The sequence below is a fragment of the Kitasatospora sp. NPDC050463 genome, assembly GCF_040655255.1.
Taxonomy (GTDB): Bacteria; Actinomycetota; Actinomycetes; order Streptomycetales; family Streptomycetaceae; genus Kitasatospora.
The window spans coordinates 28,959-50,114 of the sequence record NZ_JBFAJO010000017.1 but is presented as its reverse complement, the minus strand read 5'-3'; the positions used below and the strand labels follow the sequence as shown (position 1 = coordinate 50,114).

The 21,156-nt window shown below is 73.4% G+C and carries 22 protein-coding genes; 12 read left to right on the top strand and 10 right to left on the bottom strand.

All coding sequences use genetic code 11. The annotated features are described in order from the left end of the window. Positions 1-5 precede the first annotated feature (5 nt). From cobO to dacB, 4 genes are all read left to right on the top strand, one after another. A complete protein-coding gene (gene cobO / locus AB0J08_RS13500) occupies positions 6-611 on the top strand; it encodes a cob(I)yrinic acid a,c-diamide adenosyltransferase (RefSeq protein WP_360631807.1) in 606 nt (201 codons plus the stop codon). A gap of 41 nt (positions 612-652) precedes the next feature. Further along, complete coding sequence (locus tag AB0J08_RS13495) at positions 653-2,029, top strand: cobyrinate a,c-diamide synthase (RefSeq protein ID WP_360631804.1); 1,377 nt, start codon at positions 653-655, stop codon at positions 2,027-2,029. 221 nt (positions 2,030-2,250) lie between these two features. After that, positions 2,251-3,711 (top strand): M6 family metalloprotease domain-containing protein, encoded by a 1,461-nt coding sequence (locus tag AB0J08_RS13490; protein ID WP_360631801.1) that lies wholly within the window; start codon positions 2,251-2,253, stop codon positions 3,709-3,711. A gap of 298 nt (positions 3,712-4,009) precedes the next feature. After that, positions 4,010-5,611 carry a D-alanyl-D-alanine carboxypeptidase/D-alanyl-D-alanine-endopeptidase gene (gene dacB, locus AB0J08_RS13485; protein ID WP_360631798.1) on the top strand — a complete coding sequence of 534 codons (1,602 nt, stop codon included), beginning with the start codon at positions 4,010-4,012 and terminating at the stop codon, positions 5,609-5,611. Positions 5,612-5,809: 198 nt separating this feature from the next. Here dacB and AB0J08_RS13480 read toward each other — a convergent pair whose 3' ends face one another. Then, the gene (locus AB0J08_RS13480; protein ID WP_360631795.1) at positions 5,810-6,712 is read right to left on the bottom strand and encodes an aminoglycoside phosphotransferase family protein; all 903 of its coding nucleotides are present in this window, start codon (positions 6,710-6,712) and stop codon (positions 5,810-5,812) included. Positions 6,713-6,891: 179 nt separating this feature from the next. Further along, on the bottom strand, positions 6,892-7,740 hold the full coding sequence (locus AB0J08_RS13475) for a helix-turn-helix domain-containing protein (protein ID WP_360631792.1): 849 nt from the start codon (positions 7,738-7,740) through the stop codon (positions 6,892-6,894). 157 nt (positions 7,741-7,897) lie between these two features. On the opposite strand from AB0J08_RS13475, the gene AB0J08_RS13470 reads away from it, so the two are divergent. Beyond that, on the top strand, positions 7,898-8,500 hold the full coding sequence (locus AB0J08_RS13470; RefSeq protein ID WP_360631789.1) for an NAD(P)H-dependent oxidoreductase: 603 nt from the start codon (positions 7,898-7,900) through the stop codon (positions 8,498-8,500). 72 nt (positions 8,501-8,572) lie between these two features. Here AB0J08_RS13470 and AB0J08_RS13465 read toward each other — a convergent pair whose 3' ends face one another. Beyond that, positions 8,573-9,307, bottom strand: coding sequence for a dienelactone hydrolase family protein (locus AB0J08_RS13465; protein ID WP_360631786.1), 735 nt, complete (start codon positions 9,305-9,307; stop codon positions 8,573-8,575). Positions 9,308-9,348: 41 nt separating this feature from the next. After that, the gene (locus AB0J08_RS13460; protein WP_360631783.1) at positions 9,349-10,035 is read right to left on the bottom strand and encodes a hypothetical protein; all 687 of its coding nucleotides are present in this window, start codon (positions 10,033-10,035) and stop codon (positions 9,349-9,351) included. A 157-nt stretch (positions 10,036-10,192) separates the two neighbouring features. Here AB0J08_RS13460 and AB0J08_RS13455 point away from each other — a divergent pair, with 157 nt between their 5' ends. Beyond that, positions 10,193-10,393: a hypothetical protein gene (locus tag AB0J08_RS13455; RefSeq protein ID WP_360631780.1), complete on the top strand. Its 201-nt coding sequence runs from the start codon at positions 10,193-10,195 to the stop codon at positions 10,391-10,393. Between the two features lie 98 nt (positions 10,394-10,491). On the opposite strand, the gene AB0J08_RS13450 is transcribed toward AB0J08_RS13455, so the two are convergent. The 4 genes from AB0J08_RS13450 to AB0J08_RS13435 form a co-directional block, all read right to left on the bottom strand. Then, positions 10,492-11,475: a hypothetical protein gene (locus AB0J08_RS13450; RefSeq protein ID WP_360631777.1), complete on the bottom strand. Its 984-nt coding sequence runs from the start codon at positions 11,473-11,475 to the stop codon at positions 10,492-10,494. Between the two features lie 136 nt (positions 11,476-11,611). Further along, entirely contained in the window at positions 11,612-12,649 is a 1,038-nt protein-coding gene (locus tag AB0J08_RS13445; protein ID WP_360631774.1) for a TolB-like translocation protein, read from the bottom strand. Continuing rightward, entirely contained in the window at positions 12,646-14,061 is a 1,416-nt protein-coding gene (locus AB0J08_RS13440; RefSeq protein ID WP_360631771.1) for an MFS transporter, read from the bottom strand. The genes AB0J08_RS13445 and AB0J08_RS13440 overlap by 4 nt, the downstream gene beginning before the upstream one ends. Positions 14,062-14,066: 5 nt before the next feature. Continuing rightward, positions 14,067-14,957, bottom strand: a complete 891-nt coding sequence (locus AB0J08_RS13435; protein WP_360631768.1) for an alkaline phosphatase family protein — start codon at positions 14,955-14,957, stop codon at positions 14,067-14,069. A 388-nt stretch (positions 14,958-15,345) separates the two neighbouring features. Here AB0J08_RS13435 and AB0J08_RS13430 point away from each other — a divergent pair, with 388 nt between their 5' ends. The 6 genes from AB0J08_RS13430 (at position 15,346) to AB0J08_RS13405 (ending at position 20,288) form a co-directional block, all read left to right on the top strand. Next, positions 15,346-16,641: a cobalamin biosynthesis protein gene (locus AB0J08_RS13430; RefSeq protein ID WP_360631765.1), complete on the top strand. Its 1,296-nt coding sequence runs from the start codon at positions 15,346-15,348 to the stop codon at positions 16,639-16,641. Beyond that, complete coding sequence (cobC, locus tag AB0J08_RS13425; RefSeq protein WP_360631762.1) at positions 16,638-17,705, top strand: Rv2231c family pyridoxal phosphate-dependent protein CobC; 1,068 nt, start codon at positions 16,638-16,640, stop codon at positions 17,703-17,705. Before AB0J08_RS13430 ends, cobC begins: the two co-directional genes overlap by 4 nt. A gap of 124 nt (positions 17,706-17,829) precedes the next feature. Further along, complete coding sequence (locus AB0J08_RS13420; protein WP_360631759.1) at positions 17,830-18,489, top strand: hypothetical protein; 660 nt, start codon at positions 17,830-17,832, stop codon at positions 18,487-18,489. A gap of 299 nt (positions 18,490-18,788) precedes the next feature. Further along, positions 18,789-19,016, top strand: a complete 228-nt coding sequence (locus AB0J08_RS13415; RefSeq protein ID WP_360631756.1) for a hypothetical protein — start codon at positions 18,789-18,791, stop codon at positions 19,014-19,016. Between the two features lie 83 nt (positions 19,017-19,099). After that, on the top strand, positions 19,100-19,648 hold the full coding sequence (locus AB0J08_RS13410; RefSeq protein ID WP_360631754.1) for a hypothetical protein: 549 nt from the start codon (positions 19,100-19,102) through the stop codon (positions 19,646-19,648). 34 nt (positions 19,649-19,682) lie between these two features. Next, positions 19,683-20,288: an SMI1/KNR4 family protein gene (locus AB0J08_RS13405; protein ID WP_360631751.1), complete on the top strand. Its 606-nt coding sequence runs from the start codon at positions 19,683-19,685 to the stop codon at positions 20,286-20,288. Positions 20,289-20,364: 76 nt separating this feature from the next. On the opposite strand, the gene AB0J08_RS13400 is transcribed toward AB0J08_RS13405, so the two are convergent. After that, positions 20,365-20,586 carry a DUF397 domain-containing protein gene (locus AB0J08_RS13400; protein ID WP_360631748.1) on the bottom strand — a complete coding sequence of 74 codons (222 nt, stop codon included), beginning with the start codon at positions 20,584-20,586 and terminating at the stop codon, positions 20,365-20,367. A gap of 30 nt (positions 20,587-20,616) precedes the next feature. Then, positions 20,617-21,075 carry an NUDIX domain-containing protein gene (locus tag AB0J08_RS13395; protein ID WP_360632025.1) on the bottom strand — a complete coding sequence of 153 codons (459 nt, stop codon included), beginning with the start codon at positions 21,073-21,075 and terminating at the stop codon, positions 20,617-20,619. Positions 21,076-21,156: the final 81 nt, after the last annotated feature.

Here is a 21,156-nt window from a genome sequence, read left to right as displayed (position 1 = left end):
TCCACATGCCCAAGGGAGTCCCCGAGAGCGTCCCGGCCGACGGTCTGACCACCCGTCAGCGCCGCACCCAGCCGATCACCGCCGTCCACACCGGCCCCGGCAAGGGCAAGTCCACCGCAGCCTTCGGCATGGCGCTGCGGGCCTGGAACCAGGGCTGGCCGATCGGCGTGTTCCAGTTCGTCAAGTCCGCCAAGTGGAAGGTCGGCGAGGAGAACGCGCTGCGCGTGCTCGGCGCCTCCGGCGAGGGCGGCACGGTCGACTGGCACAAGATGGGCTCCGGCTGGTCCTGGATCCAGCGCTCCACCGAGATGGAGATGGACAGCGAGGAGGCCGCCAAGGAGGGCTGGGAGCAGGTCAAGCGCGACCTGGCCGCCGAGACCTACCGCTTCTACGTGCTGGACGAGTTCACCTACCCGATGCACTGGGGCTGGGTCGACGTGGACGAGGTGGTGTCCGTGCTGAAGGACCGCCCGGGCAGCCAGCACGTCGTCATCACCGGCCGGTACGCCACCGAGGCACTGACCGGCTTCGCCGACCTGGTCACCGAGATGACCAAGGTGAAGCACCCCATGGACGCCGGCCGCAAGGGCCAACGCGGCATCGAGTGGTGAGTCCGCGAAACGTCCGATGAGTCCGCGAAAGCAGTAGGGCCTTGAACAGCATCCCCCGTATCGTCATCGCCGCGCCGTCCTCCGGCTCGGGCAAGACCACCGTCGCCACCGGCCTGATCGCCGCGCTCGCCGCGCGCGGCCTGGCGGTCTCGCCGCACAAGGTCGGCCCGGACTACATCGACCCGGGCTACCACGCCCTGGCCGCCGGCCGGCCGGGCCGCAACCTGGACGCCTTCATGTGTGGGCCGGAGCGGATCGCCCCGCTCTTCCTGCACGGCGCCGCCGGGGCGGACGTCGCCGTGGTCGAGGGCGTGATGGGGCTGTTCGACGGCGCCTCCGGGCGCGGCGAGCTGGCGTCCACCGCGCACGTGGCCAAACTGCTGCGGGCACCCGTGGTGCTCGTGGTGGACGCCTCCTCGCAGTCCCGCTCGGTGGCCGCGCTGGTGCACGGCTTCGCCTCCTGGGACCCGGAGGTCCGACTCGCCGGGGTGATCCTCAACCGGGTCGCCTCAGACCGGCACGAGCAGTTGCTGCGCGAGGCGCTGGAGGAGGGCTCGGGCGTGCCGGTACTGGGCGCGGTGCGCCGCTCGGCGGCGGTCGCCACGCCGTCCCGCCACCTCGGCCTGATCCCGGCCGTGGAGCGCTCGGCCGAGGCCCTGCGGGCCGTCGCGGACATGGGCGAACTGGTCGCCGCCTCGGTGGACCTGGACGCCGTCCTGGCGCTGGCCCGGACCGCTCCCCCGCTGGACGCCACCGCGTGGGATCCGGCCGCCGAGGTCGAGCGGGTGGCCGGTGCGCCCCGGATCGCGGTGGCCGGCGGCGCCGCGTTCTCCTTCTCGTACGCCGAGAACGCCGAGCTGCTCACCGCGGCCGGCGCCGAGGTGGTGCCGTTCGACCCGCTGCACGCCGACGCGCTGCCGGCGGACACGGCCGGCCTGGTGATCGGCGGTGGCTTCCCCGAGCTGTACGTCCGGGAACTGAGCGCGAACGCGACGCTGCGCACGGCGATCGCCGCGTTCGCCGGATCGGGCGCCCCGATCGCCGCCGAGTGCGCCGGGCTGCTCTACCTCGGGCGGGAGTTGGACGGCCTGCCGATGTGCGGCGTGCTGGACACGGCGGCCCGGATGACCGAGCGGCTGACCCTCGGGTACCGGGAGGCCGTCGCTCTGACCGACTCGCCGCTGGCGCCGACCGGCACCCGGGTGCGCGGGCACGAGTTCCACCGCACGGTCTGCGAGCCCGCGGCGGGGGAACGGCCCGCCTGGGGCTGGCGGTTGCCGACCGGGCCGCGCACCGAGGGTTTCACCGGCGGCACGCTCGGCAACGTTCACGCTTCGTATCTGCACCTGCACTGGGGAGGATCACCGCAGCTCGCCGCGTCGTTCGCGGCGGCCGCGGCCGCGTACCGCGCGGGCTGAGCCAACCGGCGAGCCTCCGGGTCTGGTGCTCACGGCATCCGGAGCGTCAGAATAGGGACAGATAGCCGCAGATCCCCTCTTTCGCAACCGGTACCGGCCAGACCCGACCGCCTTCGGGTAACCCGACGCCCCTGGGCGAACCGACCGATTGCCGGCGACCGCCCACTCGACGGGGTCGCCATACCCCCCGCGGAGTGAGCTGGCTCAAAGGAGCCGTCACGATGCGTCATATCTTAACCCCGCTGCGCCATCACCCGATCGACGACGACCACCCGTGCCTGGTGCCCATGTCACCGGACGCGCTCGCCAGTGTCCACGCCCGCTACGAGGAACTGATCGAAACCGGACGGCTGCCGAAGAACATCACCTTCGCGCAGTACTACTACGTCTGGCGCGCCCGGCGTCGTGGCGAGAACGTCATCGGACTCGACGACGGAGCCATCCGCCCGGGCCCCCGCACCGGCGCCCAGCTGATCACCCATCCGTTCAAGAAGCTCAGGAAGGTGGTCCGCACCCTGGTGCTGCTGGTGGACTTCCCCGACCACCCGCACGACCCCGCCCACACCGCCGACCATTTCGAGAAGCTCCTGTTCAGTTCGGGCACCTTCGCCACCGGCTCGATGCGCGACTACTACCGCCGGATCAGCGGCTTCGATCCCTCCGACCCGAACTCGCTCGGCATCGACATCCAGGGCGAGGTGCACGGCTGGTTCCGCCTGCCGCACCCGCTCTCCTTCTACGCCGACAACCAGTCCGGGCAGGGCCTGCCGCCCCGCAATGAGCAGGGCATGGCCGCCGACACCCTGGCCATCGCGCGTCAGGAGGGCATCGACTTCACCCAGGGCTTCGACGCCCTCGGCGAGGGCCTCGTCACCGCGCTGTTCATCGTCCACGCGGGCTCCGGCGCCGAGGCGCTCCCGGAGTCCCAGCAGGCCGCCAACCTGTGGAGCGCCAAGTGGAACCCGCCCGGCCAGACCGGTGTCGAGGTGGCACCGAACCTGCGGGTCCAGACCTTCCTGACCGTCCCCGAGGACTGCAAGGTCGGCGTCTGCGCCCACGAGTGGGGCCATCTGGCCGCCCGCTGGGCCGACTTCTACGACACCGGGGACGTCGAGGCGACCGCCTCCAACGGCCTCGGCAACTACTGCCTGATGGCGGCCGGCTCCTGGGGCAACTCGGGTGACACCCCGACCTACCCGAACGGCATGCTGCGGATGTTCCACGGCTGGAGCACGCCCCAGGAGATCGTCGGCACCACCAAGGACATCTCGCTGCGCCCCGTCGCCGAGGGCGGCGACATGCTGTTCATCCGCAGCCCGCGGATGACGCCGACCCAGTACATCATCGTCGAGTACCGACGCCAGAACGGCCAGGACAAGTTCCTGCCCTCCCAGGGCATCGCCGTCTACGTCGTGGACGAGGCCATCGACAACGTCAACGACGAACACCACCTCGCCATCGAACTCATGCAGGCCGACGGCCGGCGCGACCTGGCGAAGATCTTCGGCACCGGCAACCGCGGCGACAAGGACGACCTCTACCCGATCCCCGGCAGCAGCAGCATCGGCGAGCACACCAGGCCGGCGCTGAACGAACCCGACGGCACCTGGAGCGGCGTCACCATCGACGTCGGAGGGACGCCCGGGGCCGACCAGATGAAGGTGGACGTCACCATCGCGTGAACCTCGTCGCGTGAACCCCCTGGGTCCGTGACCCGGGCCGACCCGGCCGAACCCGATCTGCCGGGGCGCCATGACCCCCACTCAGGTGACGGCAGCCGACGCAGGCTCCGCGCGGCTCCACGCGTCCGCGCCGGTGGGACCGGTGCGGACGCGCCCGGCGCCTCGGGGCATGCGGCGCCTCGGGGCATGCGGGTGAAGAGTGCGCCAGGACGTTCGACGGCCTGCCCGAGGACGGTATGCCTGCCCGTACTGACCATCCGTCATGACGGCCGGCACCCGGCCGGGAGTAGGTGGGTTCATGAGATCGACCCCTCGACAATGGCGCACCTGGGCCACCGCCGTCACCACGGCGGTGGCCACCGTCGTCTCGGCCGGCGTGGCGGGCGCGACCACCACCCAGGACCGCGACGGCCTCAGCCCCGACATCACCGCGATCATGGCCAAGCCCGCCTACCGGTACGCCCAGTGGGGCCTGCTGGAGATCGACGACGAGACCGGCGAGGTCATCCACTCGCAGTTCCCCGACCAGTTCTTCATCCCCGGCTCGACCGCCAAGCTGGTCAGCGTGTCGGCCACCTGGCACGCACTCGGCGGCGACCACCGCTTCACCACTCCCGTGCAGGCCGTCGGCGACCGCGACGGCAGCGCCCTGGACGGCTCGCTGGTCGTGGTCGCCCAGGGCGACCTCACCATGGGCGGCCGCACCGCGCCGGACGGATCCGTCGCCTACACCCCGATCGACCACACCTACGCCAACGACGTCCCGGGCGCGACGCTCACCCCCGAGAACCCGCTCGCCGGCCTCGACGAGATCGCCGGCCAGGTCCGCGACTCGGGCATCACCGAAGTCCGGGGGGACGTCGCCGTCGACTCCCGGCTCTTCACGTCCTTCCCCGAGCTGGACCCGAGCCCGACCCCGCTCATCATCAACGACAACGTCATCGACCTGCTGTCCACCGCCACCACCCCCGGGCAGCCGGCGCAGCTCAGCTGGCGGCCGCAGGTCGCGCCCTACCAGGTGGAGTCGAACGTGCGGACGGTCGCGGCGGGCGGCCCGACCGAGATCGCGGTCTCTGCCTCGCCGGACGGCACCCGGATCAGCCTCTCGGGCACGATCGCGGCCGATGCCCAGCCGGTGCTGCGGATCTCCGCCGTCCAGGACCCGGCGGCGTTCGGGCGCACGGCCCTGATCGAGGCGCTCGCCCGGGCGGGCGTCACCGTAACCGCCCCGCCGACCGGGCCGAACCCGGACCACCTGGTACCCGCCTCCTACGACGGGACGCAGCGCGTCGCCGCGTACGTCTCCCCGGTCTACGCCCAGTACGCGAAGCTGATCCTGAAGGTCAGCCACAACCTCGGGGCGAACCTCGGGATCTGCCTGATGGCCGTCACGGCCGGCAGCCACCAGTGCGCCGACGGGTTCCCGGTACTCACCGACTTCCTGCGCCAGGCCGGCATCGACCCGGCCCAGGTGCAGCTGCTCGACGGCCGCGGCGGGAACCCGGTCGACCGGGTCACCCCCCGGGTGGAGAACCAGATCCTGCACTACTGGCAGGGCACCGCGGAGGCGACCCGGTTCCGCGACGCGCAGCCGATCCTGGGTGTGGACGGCCTGCTGGCCTTCGTCTGCGAGGGGTGTCCCACCTGCCCGGGCAAGGGGAAGGTGTGGGCCAAGACGGGCACCGTCGCCGGGTTCGACGCCGTCAACCAGCGGTTGGCCGTCGGCGCGGACACCATCGGCGGCTACCTCGACGCGGGCCACGGGCGGCTGCACACCTTCTACCTGGCCGTGAACGGCGCGTCCGCCCCGGACATCGAAGGCGTCATCCAGATCGGCAACGACCTGGCCCGGATCGCCGGACTGCTCCAGGAGCAGGCGGAGGCACGGAACCACTCCTGACCCGCCCCGCCGGTGCGCCCGCCCCGGAGCCGGGGCAGCTACGACGGGAGCCCTGACCGCCTGCTTCGTGCCGGCGGCCGGGGCTCCGTCTCGTCCGGCCCGTGCGTCGGCCGGTCAGGCGCCGCGGCGGAACCGGGCAGGCGCCGCATCGGCCGGTCAGGCGCCGCGGAGCAGCCGGGCAGGCGCCGCATCGGCCGGTCAGGCGCCGCGGAGGTCGGCGAGGGCTTCGGCCACCGCGCGGCGGCCGACGGTCGCCAGCACCGGGTTCGTCACCCGGTAGTGGTGCTCGGCGGTGAGCCCGAAGCACAGGGCCCAGCCGCGCCCCCGGGCCCAGGTCGCATCGTCCACCCGGGCCGACTCGCGGAACACCTCGCGCGCCCCGGCGGAGAACAGCGTCCAGGCGGCCATCATGTCGCACGCCGGGTCGCCGACGCCGGCCACGCCGAAGTCGATCACCGCGCTGAGCCGGCCCTCCCGGGCCAGCAGGTTGCCCGGCAGCAGGTCCCCGTGCAGCCAGACCGGCGCACCCTCCCACCGCGGCAGCCGGAGCACGCCCTCCCAGGCGGCCGTCGCGGCGTCCGCGTCCACCGCGCCGTCCGCGCCCAGGCCCCGGATCGCGGCCCGGACCTCGTGGTCGCGGGTGCCGACCCACCCTCCCCGGTAGGAGGGCGGTGCGTCGGAGGCATCGATCCGCCGCAGGGCCGTGACGAAGCCGCTCAGCGTGGCGGCCGCGCCGTGCTGTTCGGCCAGGGGCTCGTCAAAGAGGTTGGCGCCGTCGAGCCAGCGGTAGACCGCCCACGGGAACGGGAAGCCCTCGCCGGGCACCCCCTGCCCCACCGGCGCCGGCACGGTCAGCGGCAGGCGGGGCGCGAGGTACGGCAGCCAGCGGCTCTCCTTCGCGATGTCCCCGGCGGCGCCGGGAATGCGCGGCAGCCGCACGATCAGGTCGGCGCCCAGGCGGTACATGGCGTTGTCCGTCCCGGCGGAACGCACCTTCGCCACGGGGAGCCCCGCCCACTGCGGGAACTGCGCGGCCACCAGCCGAGCGACGAGCACCTCCGAGATGTCGACCTCATCGGCATGCATCTTCGTGCCGGACACGGATCTCCTCTGCCTGGAACGGGCGTGCGTGGAACGGGCTCGGCCGTGCACGCAGGCCGCGCCGCACGCCGGGGACGGAGCCTATGCGTGTGCGTCGGACCGGCGCCAAGGCTTTTCGGGCGGCCGAACCGGCACCGGACACGCCATCAGCTCCGTTCCCCCCGAAGCCCGAAGTGCCGCTACACCGCCCGCAGTGCGCCCGCGCGGCGGCCGGTGAGGCGGTCGAGCGCGGCGGACGTCGCCTCGTCGGCAGGAAGGTGGACGAGCAGGCGCTGGTCGTCGTCCGCGGGCAGGTCCAGCGTCTCGTAGGCCAGCCGCAGCTCCCCGACCTCCGGGTGGACCAGCCGGACCACCCCGCTCGCCCTCGGCAGCCCCGCCAGCCGGTCCAGCCGCCCGGCGAACTCCGCCCCACAGGCGACGGTCAACTCGTCCATCGCCGCGCCGACCCGGGGGTCCGACCGACCGGGGCCCTGCTTGAGCGCCGCCCCCTGCTCGTCGGCGACACCGTCCCAGTCCGGGTAGGCCGTCCGCGCCCTCGGGTCGGTGAACACGAACCGCGCCAGACTCGGCCAGGCACCGTCCAGCATCCCGACCGGCCCGGCCACCCGGCGGTAGCCGTCCGTGCAGGCGAGGACTTCGCTCACCCGGTTGAGCAGCACGGCGGGCGCGGGTTCGAACCGGTCAAGCAGCGCCTGCACGGTCGGCCGCACGGAGCGGTTCGGCAGCGCGCCACCGGTGCAACTGAAGCCCCCGCCCGCCCCCTTGGCGAGCCGATGCAGATGGACACGCTCGGCCGTGGTCAGCCGCAGGGCGCCGGCCAGTGCGGAGAGCACCTCGGCGGACGGCCGGCGGTCCCGGCCCTGTTCGAGCCGGGTCACGTACTCGACGCTGACGCCGGCGAGCGTCGCCAGCTCCGCCCGGCGCAGTCCCGGGGTACGGCGGCGGGCACCCGCGGGCAGGCCCGCCTCCCCCGGCGTGACGGCCTCCCGGCGCAGACGCAGGAACAGGCCCAACTCGTTGTCGCTCACCGGCCGAACCTAACAGCCACCGCCCGACCGGATCGTGGCCCTGCCACTACCAGTCTCGGCCCGGCCTTCCTCCCGTGCCGGCGACCCGGCAGCTTTGGGGACACGGCCCCACCGGGTCGGCCACCCCATCCCTTCGGTCCAAGCCAGGAGTACCGCCATGTCCGGTTCAACGCTCAATCTCGTCGTCGTCCTCGGGAGCGTCCGGGAGGGCCGGTTCGGCCCGGTGGTCGCCGACTGGTTCGTCGAACAGGCCCGGCGGCACGGCCTCTTCACGGTGGACCTGGTCGACCTCGCGGACATCGACCTGCCGCTCGCCCTGCCGCCGGTGCCGCCCGCGCTGCAGCCCGACCTGCCCCGCCCCGACGGGATGGCCGAGCTGACCCGGCGACTGAAGGCGGCCGACGCGGTCGTCGTGCTGACGCCCGACTACAACCGCAGCTTCCCGGCCTCCCTGAAGGCCGCCATCGACTGGCACTACACCGAGTGGCAGGCCAAGCCGATCGGCTTCGTCGGCTACAGCGGGGCCAGCGGCGGCCTCCTCGCCATCGAGCAACTGCGCCAGATATTCAACGAATTGCAGGCCCACACCGTCCGCGACTACGTCTCGTTCCCGCGCTACTACGAGCTCTTCGCCGCCGACGGCACCCTGCACGCCCCGGAGGGCCCCGAGGGCGCCGCCAAGACCATGCTCGACCAGCTCCTCTGGTGGGCGTCCGTCCTCCACGACGCCCGCCGCGACCGGCCCTACGTCGCGAGCTAGGAGCGACGCCCTGACCGCGCTCCTCGCGGGTGCGGCCCTGCGGGGGGCGCACTGCACCCCCCGCAGGTCCGCCTACAGGTACGTCTGCAGCGCCGAGTACACCCGGCGCCAGGCGTCCGCGCCGGCTTCGGGGTCGTAGTCGGCAGGGCGGTCCGAGCAGGCGAAGCCGTGGTTGGCGGCGGGGTAGGTGACGAGGTCGTGCGAGACCTTGGCCTCGGTGAGTCGCTCGCCAGCCCGCGCCCACTCCTCGGCGGGGACGATGTGGTCCAGTTCGCCCCGGAAGCCGAGCAGGAACACGCCGTTGGCGGCGATCCGCTCACTCGTCTCCAGCGGCGGGACCGGGCCGACCAGCGGGAAACCGCTGTTGAGGAGCCAGCCGGGGTAGAAGACGGCGGCGAGTTCGAAGCGCAGTTCGGTGGCCGCGCGCACCGCGATGTGCCCGCCCATGCTGAGCCCCAGGAAGGCGACACCCCGGCCACCGGCCTCGGTGCGGGCGGTCGCGAGGGCGGCCGCCGCATCCGCGACCAGCTCGTCGCGGTCGAGCGCGCGCATCAGCACCAGGCCGGACTCGCGCTCCTCCGCCGTGTAACCGAGCTCGGTGCGCCGGGCGTTGCGCCAGTAGTAGTCGGGCGCCAGGGCGACGTACCCGGCCGCCGCCAGCTCGGCGCAGGTGTCGCGGACGTAGCGGTTCACGCCGTACAGCTCGGAGCAGACGACGACCGCACCGCGGACCTCGCCCTCCTGCGGACGGTGGACGTAGGCCTCGATGCCGCCCAGCTCACCGAGCGTCTCCCACTGACCTGTCATCAGTTCCCCCGTGTTGCTTGCCGAAAAGGTGCGGAGGCATCCTAGCCCGCACCGCGAGCCGCGCCTGGGCCTGCGACATGTCCTTCGGCGTACTCGATGTGCAACTGGCCCGGTACGCCCTTCGACGTCCGGGCCGGACTGGTGCTCTCGTGGCACAGCGTGATGCAGTAGTGGGCACCCTGCGGGTAGCGCCGCAGGGCGGCGGGCCCCTCGGTGCTCAGCGAACGGACCCAGGAGCCGGTCCAGCGGAAGGCGGTGGCGCTGCCGGTGAGGAAGAGGGTGCGGGCGGCGCCGGCGAAGCGCAGTTCGTCCCGCCAGCCGGCGAACCCGCGCCGGACGTGGTCGATGTCGCCCTCGGCCGGGAAGTCGCTGTCGGGGATGTCCACGGTGTGCGGCCGGCCCGCACCCAGCCGCCGGCGTACCGCCTTCCAGCGGGAGGGCGGGAAGGCCAGGCTGTGGTGGAGGAGCACGAGGTCCAGCCGGTCGGGCTCGGTGGGGCCGGTGGGGCCGGCGTCGGCGCGCAGCGGCAGGTGGATCAGCGAGCGCGGGGAGCGGGCGGCCAGGGCCCAGGCGGCCGCCAGGTCGACGGCTCCCGGGCGGTCGACGACCATCTGCAGCGACCACGGACCGTCGTGGAGCACGACGCCGGGGGCCCGCGGGACGGCGGTGACCACCCGGTACTCCGCCCGGCCGAGCCGGACCTGGTGGACCGTCGTTCGCAACTTCACCGCGTCGCCCGCATGTGTACGTGTTCCCGTTCTCGCTCCAGCCGATGATCCGCCAGTCGTACCGCACCTCGCAGCGGACTGTCGCGCGAGTTTCGGCGGGGCTCCGGCGGAACGCCGGCGGGGCGCCAACGGAACTGCGGCAGGAATCCGGCTGACCGTGCAGAGCCGGCACAAGTCCACGGTGCTCGTCCAGGGCGCGGAACTGCGCGAACTCAGCTGTCAGGCCCCGCTGAGCGGCACGGCCTTCCGCGCCCCGGGGATCGGGGACGGCGGTGACGAGGCGCCCCCGACCGAGATCGGCTTCGACCTGGACGCGCGGAAGCCGATCGCCCGCAACGTGGAGTCCGCCTCTCACTGACGCTGAAGGGGGAGTCCTCCGCCGCTCCTGCCCGGTGAGCTGCGGGCCGCCCCCGACTGCGGCGGGCGGGCGCGGCCGGCTCGTCTCGACCGGTGGCGTCAGCCGGTGGCGCGGACGTAGATGTCCGCGGCGCCGGGAAGGCCGCCGGAGGTGGCGGCGACGTAGATGCGGCGGCCCGAGGTGGAGCGGGTGGGCTCCGGGGTCGGGGTCGGCGTGACCACGGGGGTCGGGGTGGGCGCGGGGGGTTCGTCCTCGGCCCGGGCGCCGGGCTGGAGGCCGCCCGGGGCCGCCTCCTCGGTCGGCCCCGCGGATTCGGCGGCCTCGGCCGGACCGGGGCGGTCGGCGGAGTCAACCGGGTCGGCCGGGTCCGGAGGGCCCGCAGAATCGGCAGGGCCCACAGGGTCGGCAGGGCCGGTCGGCCTCGGCGAACACGAAGGCGAAGACGCAGACGGAGGCGGAGGGGGAGGCGGGGACGACGGAGCCACCTCGACGGCCGGCTCGGTGGGCGACCCGGCGTCCGTGGGCGCGCTGCCGGCCGCCGGGGCCGGTGTCGTGCCCGAAGGGGTGGGCGCCGGCGTCGGGGCGCCGTGTGTGTCGGGGAGCTCCGGAGCCTCGGCCGGCTCGTCACCGCCCAGAGCGGCCGCCAGGTCGGGCGGCAGCGGAGCGCTGGGCCCGGGAGCGGGCAGGTCGTACGTGCGCAGGAAGTCGCCCAGCCCGACGTCCTGGCCGCCGCCGAGCCGGTAGTGCAGATAGGCGACCGGCACGCCGTCCGCCGTGCGCGTGTACACCGCGCCCACCGGCACGTAGTAGCGCCCGGCGCCCGGGTGCTGGGACGGGTGGAGGCCGGCCAGCAGCTCGGCACGGTCACGGTCGGTCTCGATCGCGCCCCGCCCCAGCGTGAGCGCGTTGACTCCCCGGACCACCAGCGCCGCCGAGACCGCCACGAAGAGCACCAGTCCCATGGCGATCGTCCGCCGCAGCACCGGGCGCCCGTGCAGGGCCGGCCAGGAGTCGCTCGACATCCGCTCGGTCGGCAGTCCGCCGCCCCCGTGCTCCCGGCCCGGCCGCCCCGCTTCGTTCACCGCTGCTGTTCCCCCGTCCCCGTCGGCGTGGCCGCACGCCCGGTCGCGCCGGTCGGTCCGACCGCGCCGCTCGCACTCCTCGCACTCTCGACGTGGACCCTACGCCCGAAGTTCCGAGCGGGACCAACCAACCCGATCAGCCCAGATAGGCCGGTGCCACCGCGGCTTCGAGCACCCGCTCGGCCAGACCGCCGCCGTCGGCCGGGACGGTCCACAGATCGGCTCCGAAGTCGCCGGGGAGCGCATAGAGCAGGGTGGCGTCGTCCACCCAGACCGCCTGGTCGTCGACGCTGCGCTGCTCGGCGGTGGCCGTCTCGGTCATGGTGGCGAGGTCGAGCACGTAGATCCGCCAGGGCGCGTCCTCGGACAGGCCCGGGACGCGCTTCTTGTACGCGACGCGGGTGCCGTCCGGGGAGAGTGAGGGGCACTCGACGTTCTGGTGCAGCGTGGTGAGGCTGCGGGCGGCGAGGTCGCCCCGGACGAGGTAGGTCTGGCCGCCGGTGGCCAGGGTGGCGTAGAAGGCGTTGTCGTCGGCGAAGGTCACGCCCCAGATGTTGACGTCGGGCGCCTGGTACGGCTTGCCGTCCTTGATCACGGCGAAGGCCTCCAGGTTGTCCCGGAGGTTCCAGTCGCGGACGTCGACGATCGCGGTGCGGGTGGAGAAGTTGGTGCCCGCGTAGGAGTCGCCGCTGACGAAGACCGTCCAGGCGGCGAGGTGGCCCGAGGGCGAGACCCGGGAGCGGGTCGGGATGCCGGCGGCGGGGAAGGACCGCAGTTCGCGCAGCCGGTCGTCGAGCACGACGGCGTGGTAGGTGTCCTGCAGCGGGCCCCGCTCGGCCTGTAGGCAGATGCCGGTGCCGGCCGCCGCGTAGAAGCGCAGGCACTGTACGCCCGAGGCGGTGCGCGGGCCGTCCGGCTGGTCGGCCGGCACGGTGACGAGCTCGTCCCGGTGCGGGCCCCAGGCCATGTTGCGGAACACCAGCCGGCGCCCGCCGGCCGGTGGCTGGAGCGACACCGGGCCGGGGGTGACCACCGGGCCACCGGGCTGCGCCTGATCCTTGCGGGCCGACTGGCCGGACGCGTACAGCACGGCGCCGGTACCGACCGAGCCGAGCAGCAGGACGGCGACCAGCAGGATCAGCACCCTGGTCCGGCCTTGGAGCGGTTGGGTCACGAGGGCACCTCGGAGTCGCGGTCGGAGTCGGGGGCGGAGTCGCGGTCGCGGCCCCGGTCAGGGTCGGAGTCGGGGTCGGCGGCGGCGGGGTCGGTCCCGGGGGCCTCGCGGAGCACGAAGGCGGCCGCCAGCACACAGCCGGCCAGCGCCGCCGCGGACCAGCCGAGCGCCGCCGTGCCGCCCACCGCACTCCACAGCGCGCCGAAGACGAGCGAGCAGCCGAACCGGGCGAGTGCCTGCCCGGTACCGACCAGGGCCAGCCCGGCGCCACGCTGCTCCGCCGGCACCGCGTCGGCCGCCGCGGCCGCCAGCACGCCGTCCGTCGAGGCGTAGAACGCCCCGTGCAGCGTCAGCACGCTGACCGCCGCCGGCAGCCCGCCCAGCGGCGAGAGCAGCAGCCCGTACGCCAGCAGCAGGGCGCCGTGGCCGGCCAGGAAGAGCCGGCGGCGACCGATCCGGTCGGCGAGCGCGCCCAGCGGGACGGCGAGCAGCAGGAACGCCGCTGCGGTGCCGAGCGGCAGCAGCGGGAAGAGGTCGGTGGCGAGGCCGAGCCGGCGCTGCACCAGCAGGAAGAGGAAGGAGTCACTGACGGTGGTCAGGCCGAGCAGCACCGCGCAGAGCGCCAACCGGCGCAGTCCGGGCATGCGCAGCAGGGCGAGGCCGTCGCGCAGCCGGGGGGCGGTGGCCGGCGCGGCGTCGCCCGGCTGCCGGTTCGGGACGAAGAGCAGCAGCACCAGCACGCCGAGCACCGCGACGCAGGCGCTGACGGTGAACACCGCGTCGTAGCCGTGCCGTTCGCCGCCGTCGGCGAGCAGCGGGCCGCCGGCCAGGCGGAGCACGAGGAAGGCGGCGAGCGGCCCGATCAGCGCGCCGGCCGTGTCCATCGCCCGGTGGACGCCGAACGCCCGCCCCCGGTGCTCGGGTTCGGTGGCGAGCGAGATCATCGCGTCCCTCGGCGCGGTGCGCAGCCCCTTGCCCGTGCGGTCGACGGCGAGCACCGCGCCGATCAGCGGCACGGTGTGGACGAGCAGCAGCAGCGGCTTGCAGAGCGCCGACAGGCCGTACCCGACCACCGCGACGGCCTTGTGCCGGGACGCGCCGTCCGCGCCGCGCCGGTCGGCGAGGTGCCCGCCGGCCAGCCGGACCAGCGCGCTGAACCCGTTCTGGATGCCGTCCAGCAGCCCGAAGCCGAGCGGGGAGAGCCCGAGCCCGGTGAGCAGGTAGAGCGGCAGCACCGCGCTGACCATCTCGGAGGAGATGTCGGTGACCAGGCTGACGGTGCCCAGGGCCAGCACGGTGCCGGGCACCGCGGCCGCCCTCCCCGCCCTGCCGCCCACGGGTCGGCGGGGCCCCTGCCCCGGCCGGGGGGCCGGGGCAGGGGCCTTGGAGCTGCGGGATTCCGCGACGTACACGGGCGTCAGTTCCAGATGCCGGTGATGGTGGCGGCGGACGCGGCGTTGCCCGCGTGGGTGGTCAGACCGGCGAGGTCCTCCAGCGTGCGCAGCACGTTGTAGTGGTTGTAGGTGGTGGCGGTGGTGGAGCCCGGCGTGACGTGCTCGCCGTAGAGGACGGTCGGGATCCGGTTGCCGGAGAGGCGGTTGTCCTCGTCGAAGGTGACGACCAGGATGCTGTTGTGGGTCTTGGCCCAGGTCGCGTAGGCGCCGAGCTTGTTCTGCACCCAGGTGTCACCGGTGGAGACCGAGCAGTCGTGCATGTCGTTGCAGAGGTCCGGCACGACGAAGGACACCTTGGGCAGCGTCGTGTAGTCGGTCGGGAACTGCGTGAAGGTGTACGCGGTGTTGGTCGGCACGTTCTTGAAGCCGAACCACGGGTTGTGCTTCTGGGCGTACTTGCCGCTGCTGCAGGTCGTCGAACCCTGGCTCGGCAGGCCCTCGTTGTAGCTGCCCCAGGTCTTGCCGGCGGCGATCAGCTCGGAGCCCAGGTTGGCGGCGGTGAGCGAGCCGACCGGTACGCAGCTGTCGTCGGTACGACCCTGCGCGCTGCCGGAGAACAGCTGGTAGTAGTTGGGCTCGCTGGGGTGGGTGAGCCCGTACGACTGGGTCAGCGTGGCGCCGCCCGCCTTGAGGGTGTTGTTGATGTACGGCGCGCTGGAGCTGCCGATGACCTGCGAGTAGGCGTGGTTCTCCAGGACGACGACGACCACGTGGTCGGGCGTCGGGAGGGTGGCGGCCTGCGCGGTGCCGGTGGCCGCCCAGAGGCCGAGCGAGCCGGCGACCAGGCCGAGCCCGGCGCCGAGGGCGGTCAGGGTGCGGCGGGGGCTGCTCGGGCGGAGTCGTGCGAAGGGCATGGTGTCCTCCGTGCGTCGGGGACCGGGGTTCGGCAGGAACCACCGGGTGGGGCTGTGCGGCTGGAGCTGTGCGGGTCGAGCTGTACGGGTGGCGCTGTGCAGTGGATGGAGCTGCGCCGGGACGGGCGGTGCCGGGACGGCGACGCCGGGTTCGGAGCGCCGCAAACAGTAGGAGCGCGGCGGTGGCGACTACGGCACAAAGAAGGTGAAGAACAGGCGAACAGCCTCCGGCGGCCGGCGATGGAGGTCACAGGAGCCTCGATTGACCCGTCCGACGCAGCCATGGTGGGATTTCGTGGGCCGTCGAGCGGCTGCCGCACCTCCGCCGGCGAGCACCGGGCGGCCATCGGGCGGCCCAGGGGCGGCCACCGGGTGAAGGGAACGCGACGTGATCGGGCTGCTGGTCCTCGATGCGGCGGGCCACCCGCTCGCCGAGGAACTGCACGCGCTGTGGCCGGACGGCAGCAGGGTGTTCCGGGCGGAGGACGACGGCGACAGTGGCGACGGCGACGGCGACGGCCCGGGTGAACTCCTGGAACGGGCGCTGGGCGACTGCCGGCAGCTGGTCTGCTTCGCTCCCGTCGCTTCGATCGTACGGCTGCTGCTGCTCCGCCACTCCCCGGCCGACCCGGGGCGGTCGGGTGATGCGGGTGGGCTGGGTGGCACTGGTGTTTCCGGTGGCGTCGGTCATCCCGGTGGCGTCGGCGTCGTCTGCATCGACCCGGAGCGGCGCTTCGCCGTGTCGCTGACCGGCCACGGCACCGGAGCGGACGAGCTGGCCGGCGAGGTGTCCGCGCTGCTCGGCACCTGCCCGGTGGTCACCGGCGGCCACGTCCCGTCCCCGAACTCCGCCGGTCGGCCCGCCGGTATCGCGCGCTACGGCGTCTCCGGCCGGGACGAGGACGTACCGGTCCGTCCGCCGTCCGGGTCTCACTCCGACACCCTCCGCCCCGGCGCAGAAGCCGGCGGCGCCCTCGTCGTCGGCGCCCTCGTCGTCGGCGTGGGCCTGCGCGAGGCGGCGGCCCCGCCCGAGGTGGCCCGGCTGATCCGCCGGGCCCTGCGGGAGGCCGGACTGGCCGACGGATCCGTCGCCCGGCTCGCGACCCTCACCGGCAAGGGCGACCACCCCGCCGTCCGCCGCGCCGCCGCCCGGCTGGGCGTCCCGGTGGACGAGCACACGGTCGAGGCTCTCTCGGCCGTCGTCGTCCCGAACCCGTCCGCCGCCGTCGGCGCGGCGGTCGGCACCCTGAGCGTGGCGGAGGCCGCCGCGCTGGCGAGTGCGCCGGGCGGTGAACTCGTCGTCCCCAAGCAGAAGTCGGCCACGGTGACGGTGGCGGTCGCCCGGGCGGCGGTGGCCGGACGGCTCGCCGTCGTCGGCCTCGGCCCCGGGCAGCGCGACCTGGTCGTGCCGCGCGCCGAGGCGGAGCTGCGGCGCGCCTCGGTGGCGGTGGGCACCGCCGACGCCCTGGCGGCCGCCGCCGGGCTGCTGCGCCCGGGCACGCGGCGGCTCAGCGCGCCCGACTGCCTCCGGGCGGCCGTCGAACTCGCCTCGTGCGGCGAGGCCGTCGCCCTGGTCGCGCTCGGGGACGGGCTCGCGTACGCGCCGCCGGCCTCCGACCGCTACGCCCTCGTCCGCGTCCCCGGGCTGTCCCTTCTCGCCGATGTCGCTGGAGACCACTCGTGACCACCCCCGCCCATGACCTCCGGCACCACGGTGACGCGGAGGTGCGCGCCGACGGGGCCGGTCTGGTCGACCTCGCCGTCAACGTCCGCACCGGTACTCCCCCGCAATGGCTGCGCGCACACCTCGCGACGACGCTCGGCGACCTCGCCGCGTACCCCGACGGGACGGCCGCCCGCGCCGCCGTCGCCGCCCGGCACGGACGGCCGGTGGCGGAGGTGCTGCTCACCTCGGGCGCGGCGGAGGCGTTCGTCCTGCTGGCACGCGTGTTGACGCCTCGTCATGTCGTCGTGGTGCACCCGCAGTTCACCGAACCGGAGGCCGCACTGCGGGACGCCGGGCACGCCGTGCAGCGGGTGCTGCTCACGCCCTCGGACGGCTTCCGGCTGGGCGCGGTCCCGGCCGAGGCCGACCTCGTCGTCCTCGGCAACCCGACCAACCCGACCTCCGTCCTGCACCCGGCCGCCGCCGTCGCGGCCCTGGCGCGGCCCGGCCGCACCCTGGTGATCGACGAAGCCTTCATGGACACCGTGCCCGGCGAGACCGAATCCCTCGCCGCCGTACGGGACCTGCCCGGCCAGGTGGTCGTACTGCGCAGCCTCACCAAGACCTGGGGCCTGGCGGGCCTGCGGATCGGCTACGTGCTCGGCACGGCCGCCCTGGTCACCGCTCTCGGCGCCGCCCAGCCGCTCTGGCCGGTCTCCACCCCGGCGCTGGCCGCCGCCGAGGCGTGCAGCACGCCCGAGGCCCTCGCCGAGGCCGAGCAGGCCGCCCAGGACCTCGCCGTCCACCGCGACCACCTGCTCAAGGGCCTCACCGCCTTCCCCACCGTCCGGGTGCACGGCGAGCCGGCCGCCTCCTTCGTCCTCGTCGAACTGCCGGACGCGGCCGCCGTCCGCGCACGGCTGCGCGAGCACGGCTTCGCCGTCCGCCGGGGGGACACCTTCCCCGGCCTGGGGCCGGACTGGCTACGCATCGCCGTCCGGGATCCCGCGACGACGGACCGCTTCCTGGCCGCGCTGGACGCGGTGCTGGGGGTGGCGCCTACCGCCGGGGGCGACGTCTGAACCGACCTCGGCATCGGCCTCTTGAAACAGGATCCGGATATTTCCCGCACCAGCCGGTGATCAAGCCGGACCTACCGTGGACGCAGAAGGCAATTCCTCTCGACAGACGGAAGTTGGGACCTCCATGCGCTCGCGAATCGCCCTCACCGCCCTTGCGGTCACCGCCCTCGCGGCCGCCGCCACCGCCTGCGGCCCGGAGAACAGTGACGCGCCGTCGGCTGCGGGAACCGCCGCGACCACCGCTGCCGCCGCCCCGACCACCGCCGCGCCGACCACCGCTCCCCCGGCCGCCGCACCGACGTCCGCCGCACCGACGTCCGCCGCGCCCGCCAAGTCGGCGAAGCCTTCGGCCTCCACTCCGGGACCGGGCGACAAGACCGGCTACGGGCAGTCCTGCGGCGCCAACGACCTCACCTTCAGCGCCAAGCTGGAAACCCAGGCCGGCGGCTACCTCCAGATCACCGCCAAGGCCAAGCCGGGGATCACCTGTGTCCTGTCCGGCGAGCACCCGGTCATCGCCTTCGGGTCGGGCGGCATCGAGGCCGCCAACGCCGAGCAGGCCGTCGGCACGCCGATCACGCTCAGCGGCTCCACGGTCGCCTACGCGGGCGTCAACCCGAAGAGCAGCAAGGACAATCAGGCCATCGAGTTCAGGGACGTCATCATCGGTATCGGCAACGCGGACCCGAACCCGGCGAGCATTCCCGTCGGCGCCGTCAAGGTCGACAAGCCGATCGTCACCAACTGGCACACCAGCGCAAAGGATGCCGTCCCCGGCGTCTGATCGGCATCGATTGACGTTTAGTCAAATACCTTTTTCTGACCGCCTGGTGAGCATTCTCGCCCGTTTGCCGAATCCATCCGTCGCCGAACCATGTCTGTGCTACGTTCCGAATTCCCAACAGAACACCCAGACATAGGTGACCCCGGCGGTGCTCGAACACCCCGGGGCCCGGCAACAGGAGCTGAACCTCCCGATGCGAGTCCATCGTAGCGCCCACGCGCGCCATTTCACCGTGCTGCCCAACGCTCTGCTCCCTCGCGGCCGTCCTCCGCAGCCGCCTCACCCGCAAACTGCCGCCGATGCGGGACGAGCAACCGCACCCGGCCCGGTACGCGGAGTGCCCCGAGTGCCACGACCCCGTCCCACAGCCGGGCTTGTGCCGCTCCTGCGCGGGCGTCGCCCCGCGTCCACTCGCCGTCGCCACCGACGCCCACGCCGCTCTTGCGGGCGCCGCCCGCGTCCGCGACGCCCTCCTCGCGGCCCGAACCACCCTCCGCCCGCACGGCAGACTGGCACCCGCCGGGTAGGCGGACCGGACTCACCCGAACGGGGGAGGCGGATCGTGCCCGCGCCTGATCCCGGGCTGTCGGCGCCCCGAAATGCTTTGCACATGGCGACTCTTGCGAAGCACCCGAAAACGACGACCCCGACGACCGAGCGGCCCGTCCCGCGCTGGGCCGAGCGGGTCGCCCACCTGATCCCGCTGATCGGCTTGCCGGTGTGCCTCTGGCGGCTGCCGATCGGATTCGGGTTCCCGATGGGGATGGACCTTCCCCCCACGTCGCTGCCCCTCTGGGTGACCGTGCCCTACGTCCTCACGCTCAGCCTGCTGTCCGAAGCGTTCGCACTGCTCTGCTCCGGTCTGGTGCGACGATGGGGCGAAGTCGTGCCCGACTTCGTTCCGGTGCTCCGCGGCAGGCGCATTCCGCCGTCCATGGTGATCGTGCCCGCAACGATCACCGGCCTCGCCTTCACCTGGCTGACCGTCGACTGGGTCCTCGCCGAATTCGGCCTCGCCGGGTTCTCGGCCGTCGAGTTCACCAACGGCTGGTGGCGGGCCCTGGCAGCGACGGTGAGCGGACTGTTCGTCCTGTGGGGCCCGCTGGTGCTGGCGCTGACCTACGCCTACTATCGGCGCCGCTGCCGCCCGACCAGGTGAGGAGTACCCCGCGATCGCCGGAACAGGAGCGCCCGTGCCGCCCACAGACGACCTCACCTCGACCTGGACCGGAATCGTCCGCTGGCTCGACGCCAACGCGCCGGGCGGCTTCGAGGCCCTGAACCCGTCGGCCACCGATGCCGACCTCCGGGCCCTCGCCGACGCCCTCGGGCGGCGCGTGCCGGAGAGCCTGGAAACCCTGCTGCGGCTCAACAACGGCTCCACTGCCAAGGACACCGTGCAGATCCTCCAGGGGCATCCCGGCCCGGTGCCCGACCCGCACTCCAGGCTCGTCCCCGGCGGGAAGGTCCTCCTGGACTGCCGGAAGATCGCCCAGCAGCATGCCCGTTACGTCGGCATCGCCCAGGAGAACGCCGACCCCGACTGGTGGATGCCCGGATGGATTCCCTTCGCCGAGGAGACCGAAGGCCACGAGGGCTTCCTTCTCGACACCGGCAGTCCGGCCTGCCCCGTCCTCCGCTACACCGAAACCGATCACCCGAGGCTGTACGCCTCCTCGCTCGCCCAGTTCGTCGCGTACCTGAGCAGCGCTCTGGTGACCGGCGACAACCCGCGCGGTACCCCGTTCGCCGGGTGCCACGCGCACGTCGTGGACGGCGGCCTGGCGTGGGAGCACTGAACCTGCACACGGCCGCCCCCGGTCTCGGCTGCCTGCCGAGACCGGGGGCGCGAGAGGCTTCGGCCGGGCGCCCGTCTCAGTCGATGTCGCCGGGCTTGACGCTGTCGATCAGACCACGCCACGCCTCTGCGGTGAACCGGAGGCAGGGGCCTTCCTTGTCCTTGGAGTCGCGGACGGCGATACCGGATTCCACATGCGCGACCTCGATGCAGTTGCCGCCGTTCTCGCCGCTGTAGCTGGATCTGAACCAGGAGGAGACGGAGATCCCCGGTGCGCGGTCTTGCGGGTCGTGCTGCACAACAGCTCCTCGATCGTGGTTCGGCGCGACTTACTTTCCAGCGTCCCGGTCCCACGAGTCAACGGATACGTCCGGGCCACCGGCCAGGTATCGGAGCAGGGCGCTGGCCGTCGTGGGGACGAACTCGTCCGGGATCGCATCGACTGGCGTCCAGACCACGGCGGAGTGCTTCTCCGGCTCACCGTTCACCAGCTCACCGGCCCATTCCTCGGCAGCGAACACCACCGTGAGAAAGCCGTTCGGCGCCTCCACGCCCTTCGCACCGTGGATGACGTGAGCCAGGCGGAGCTTGTCGGCCTGGACGACCAGGCCGGTCTCCTCCCACAGCTCTCGAACTGCGGTCGCCGTGATCGGTTCGCCGGGCTCGTTCTTACCAACGGGCAGGTCCCACATCCCCTGAGCGAACTTGGCACCCGGCCCCCGCTGCAGGAGAACGACCCGGCCCGACTCACGGTCATGAACGATCACGGCCGCGACCAGGAGAGTCATGGCCTCTGTAGCGGGCTCCAAGATTCGTGCAACACCGTCGATCGCTTCCTTGACCACTGCATTCCCTTCATAGTTGGCGGC

Coding starts and splice junctions, on each gene's coding strand:
- AB0J08_RS13465 (WP_360631786.1), bottom strand. CDS start 9,307: ATGACAGGTCAGTGGGAGACGCTCGGTGAGCTGGGCGGCATCGAGGCC.
- cobO (WP_360631807.1), top strand. CDS start 6: ATGCCCAAGGGAGTCCCCGAGAGCGTCCCGGCCGACGGTCTGACCACC.
- AB0J08_RS13415 (WP_360631756.1), top strand. CDS start 18,789: ATGCGGGACGAGCAACCGCACCCGGCCCGGTACGCGGAGTGCCCCGAG.
- AB0J08_RS13420 (WP_360631759.1), top strand. CDS start 17,830: ATGCGCTCGCGAATCGCCCTCACCGCCCTTGCGGTCACCGCCCTCGCG.
- AB0J08_RS13395 (WP_360632025.1), bottom strand. CDS start 21,075: ATGACTCTCCTGGTCGCGGCCGTGATCGTTCATGACCGTGAGTCGGGC.
- AB0J08_RS13490 (WP_360631801.1), top strand. CDS start 2,251: ATGCGTCATATCTTAACCCCGCTGCGCCATCACCCGATCGACGACGAC.
- AB0J08_RS13435 (WP_360631768.1), bottom strand. CDS start 14,957: ATGCCCTTCGCACGACTCCGCCCGAGCAGCCCCCGCCGCACCCTGACC.
- dacB (WP_360631798.1), top strand. CDS start 4,010: ATGAGATCGACCCCTCGACAATGGCGCACCTGGGCCACCGCCGTCACC.
- AB0J08_RS13470 (WP_360631789.1), top strand. CDS start 7,898: ATGTCCGGTTCAACGCTCAATCTCGTCGTCGTCCTCGGGAGCGTCCGG.
- AB0J08_RS13410 (WP_360631754.1), top strand. CDS start 19,100: ATGGCGACTCTTGCGAAGCACCCGAAAACGACGACCCCGACGACCGAG.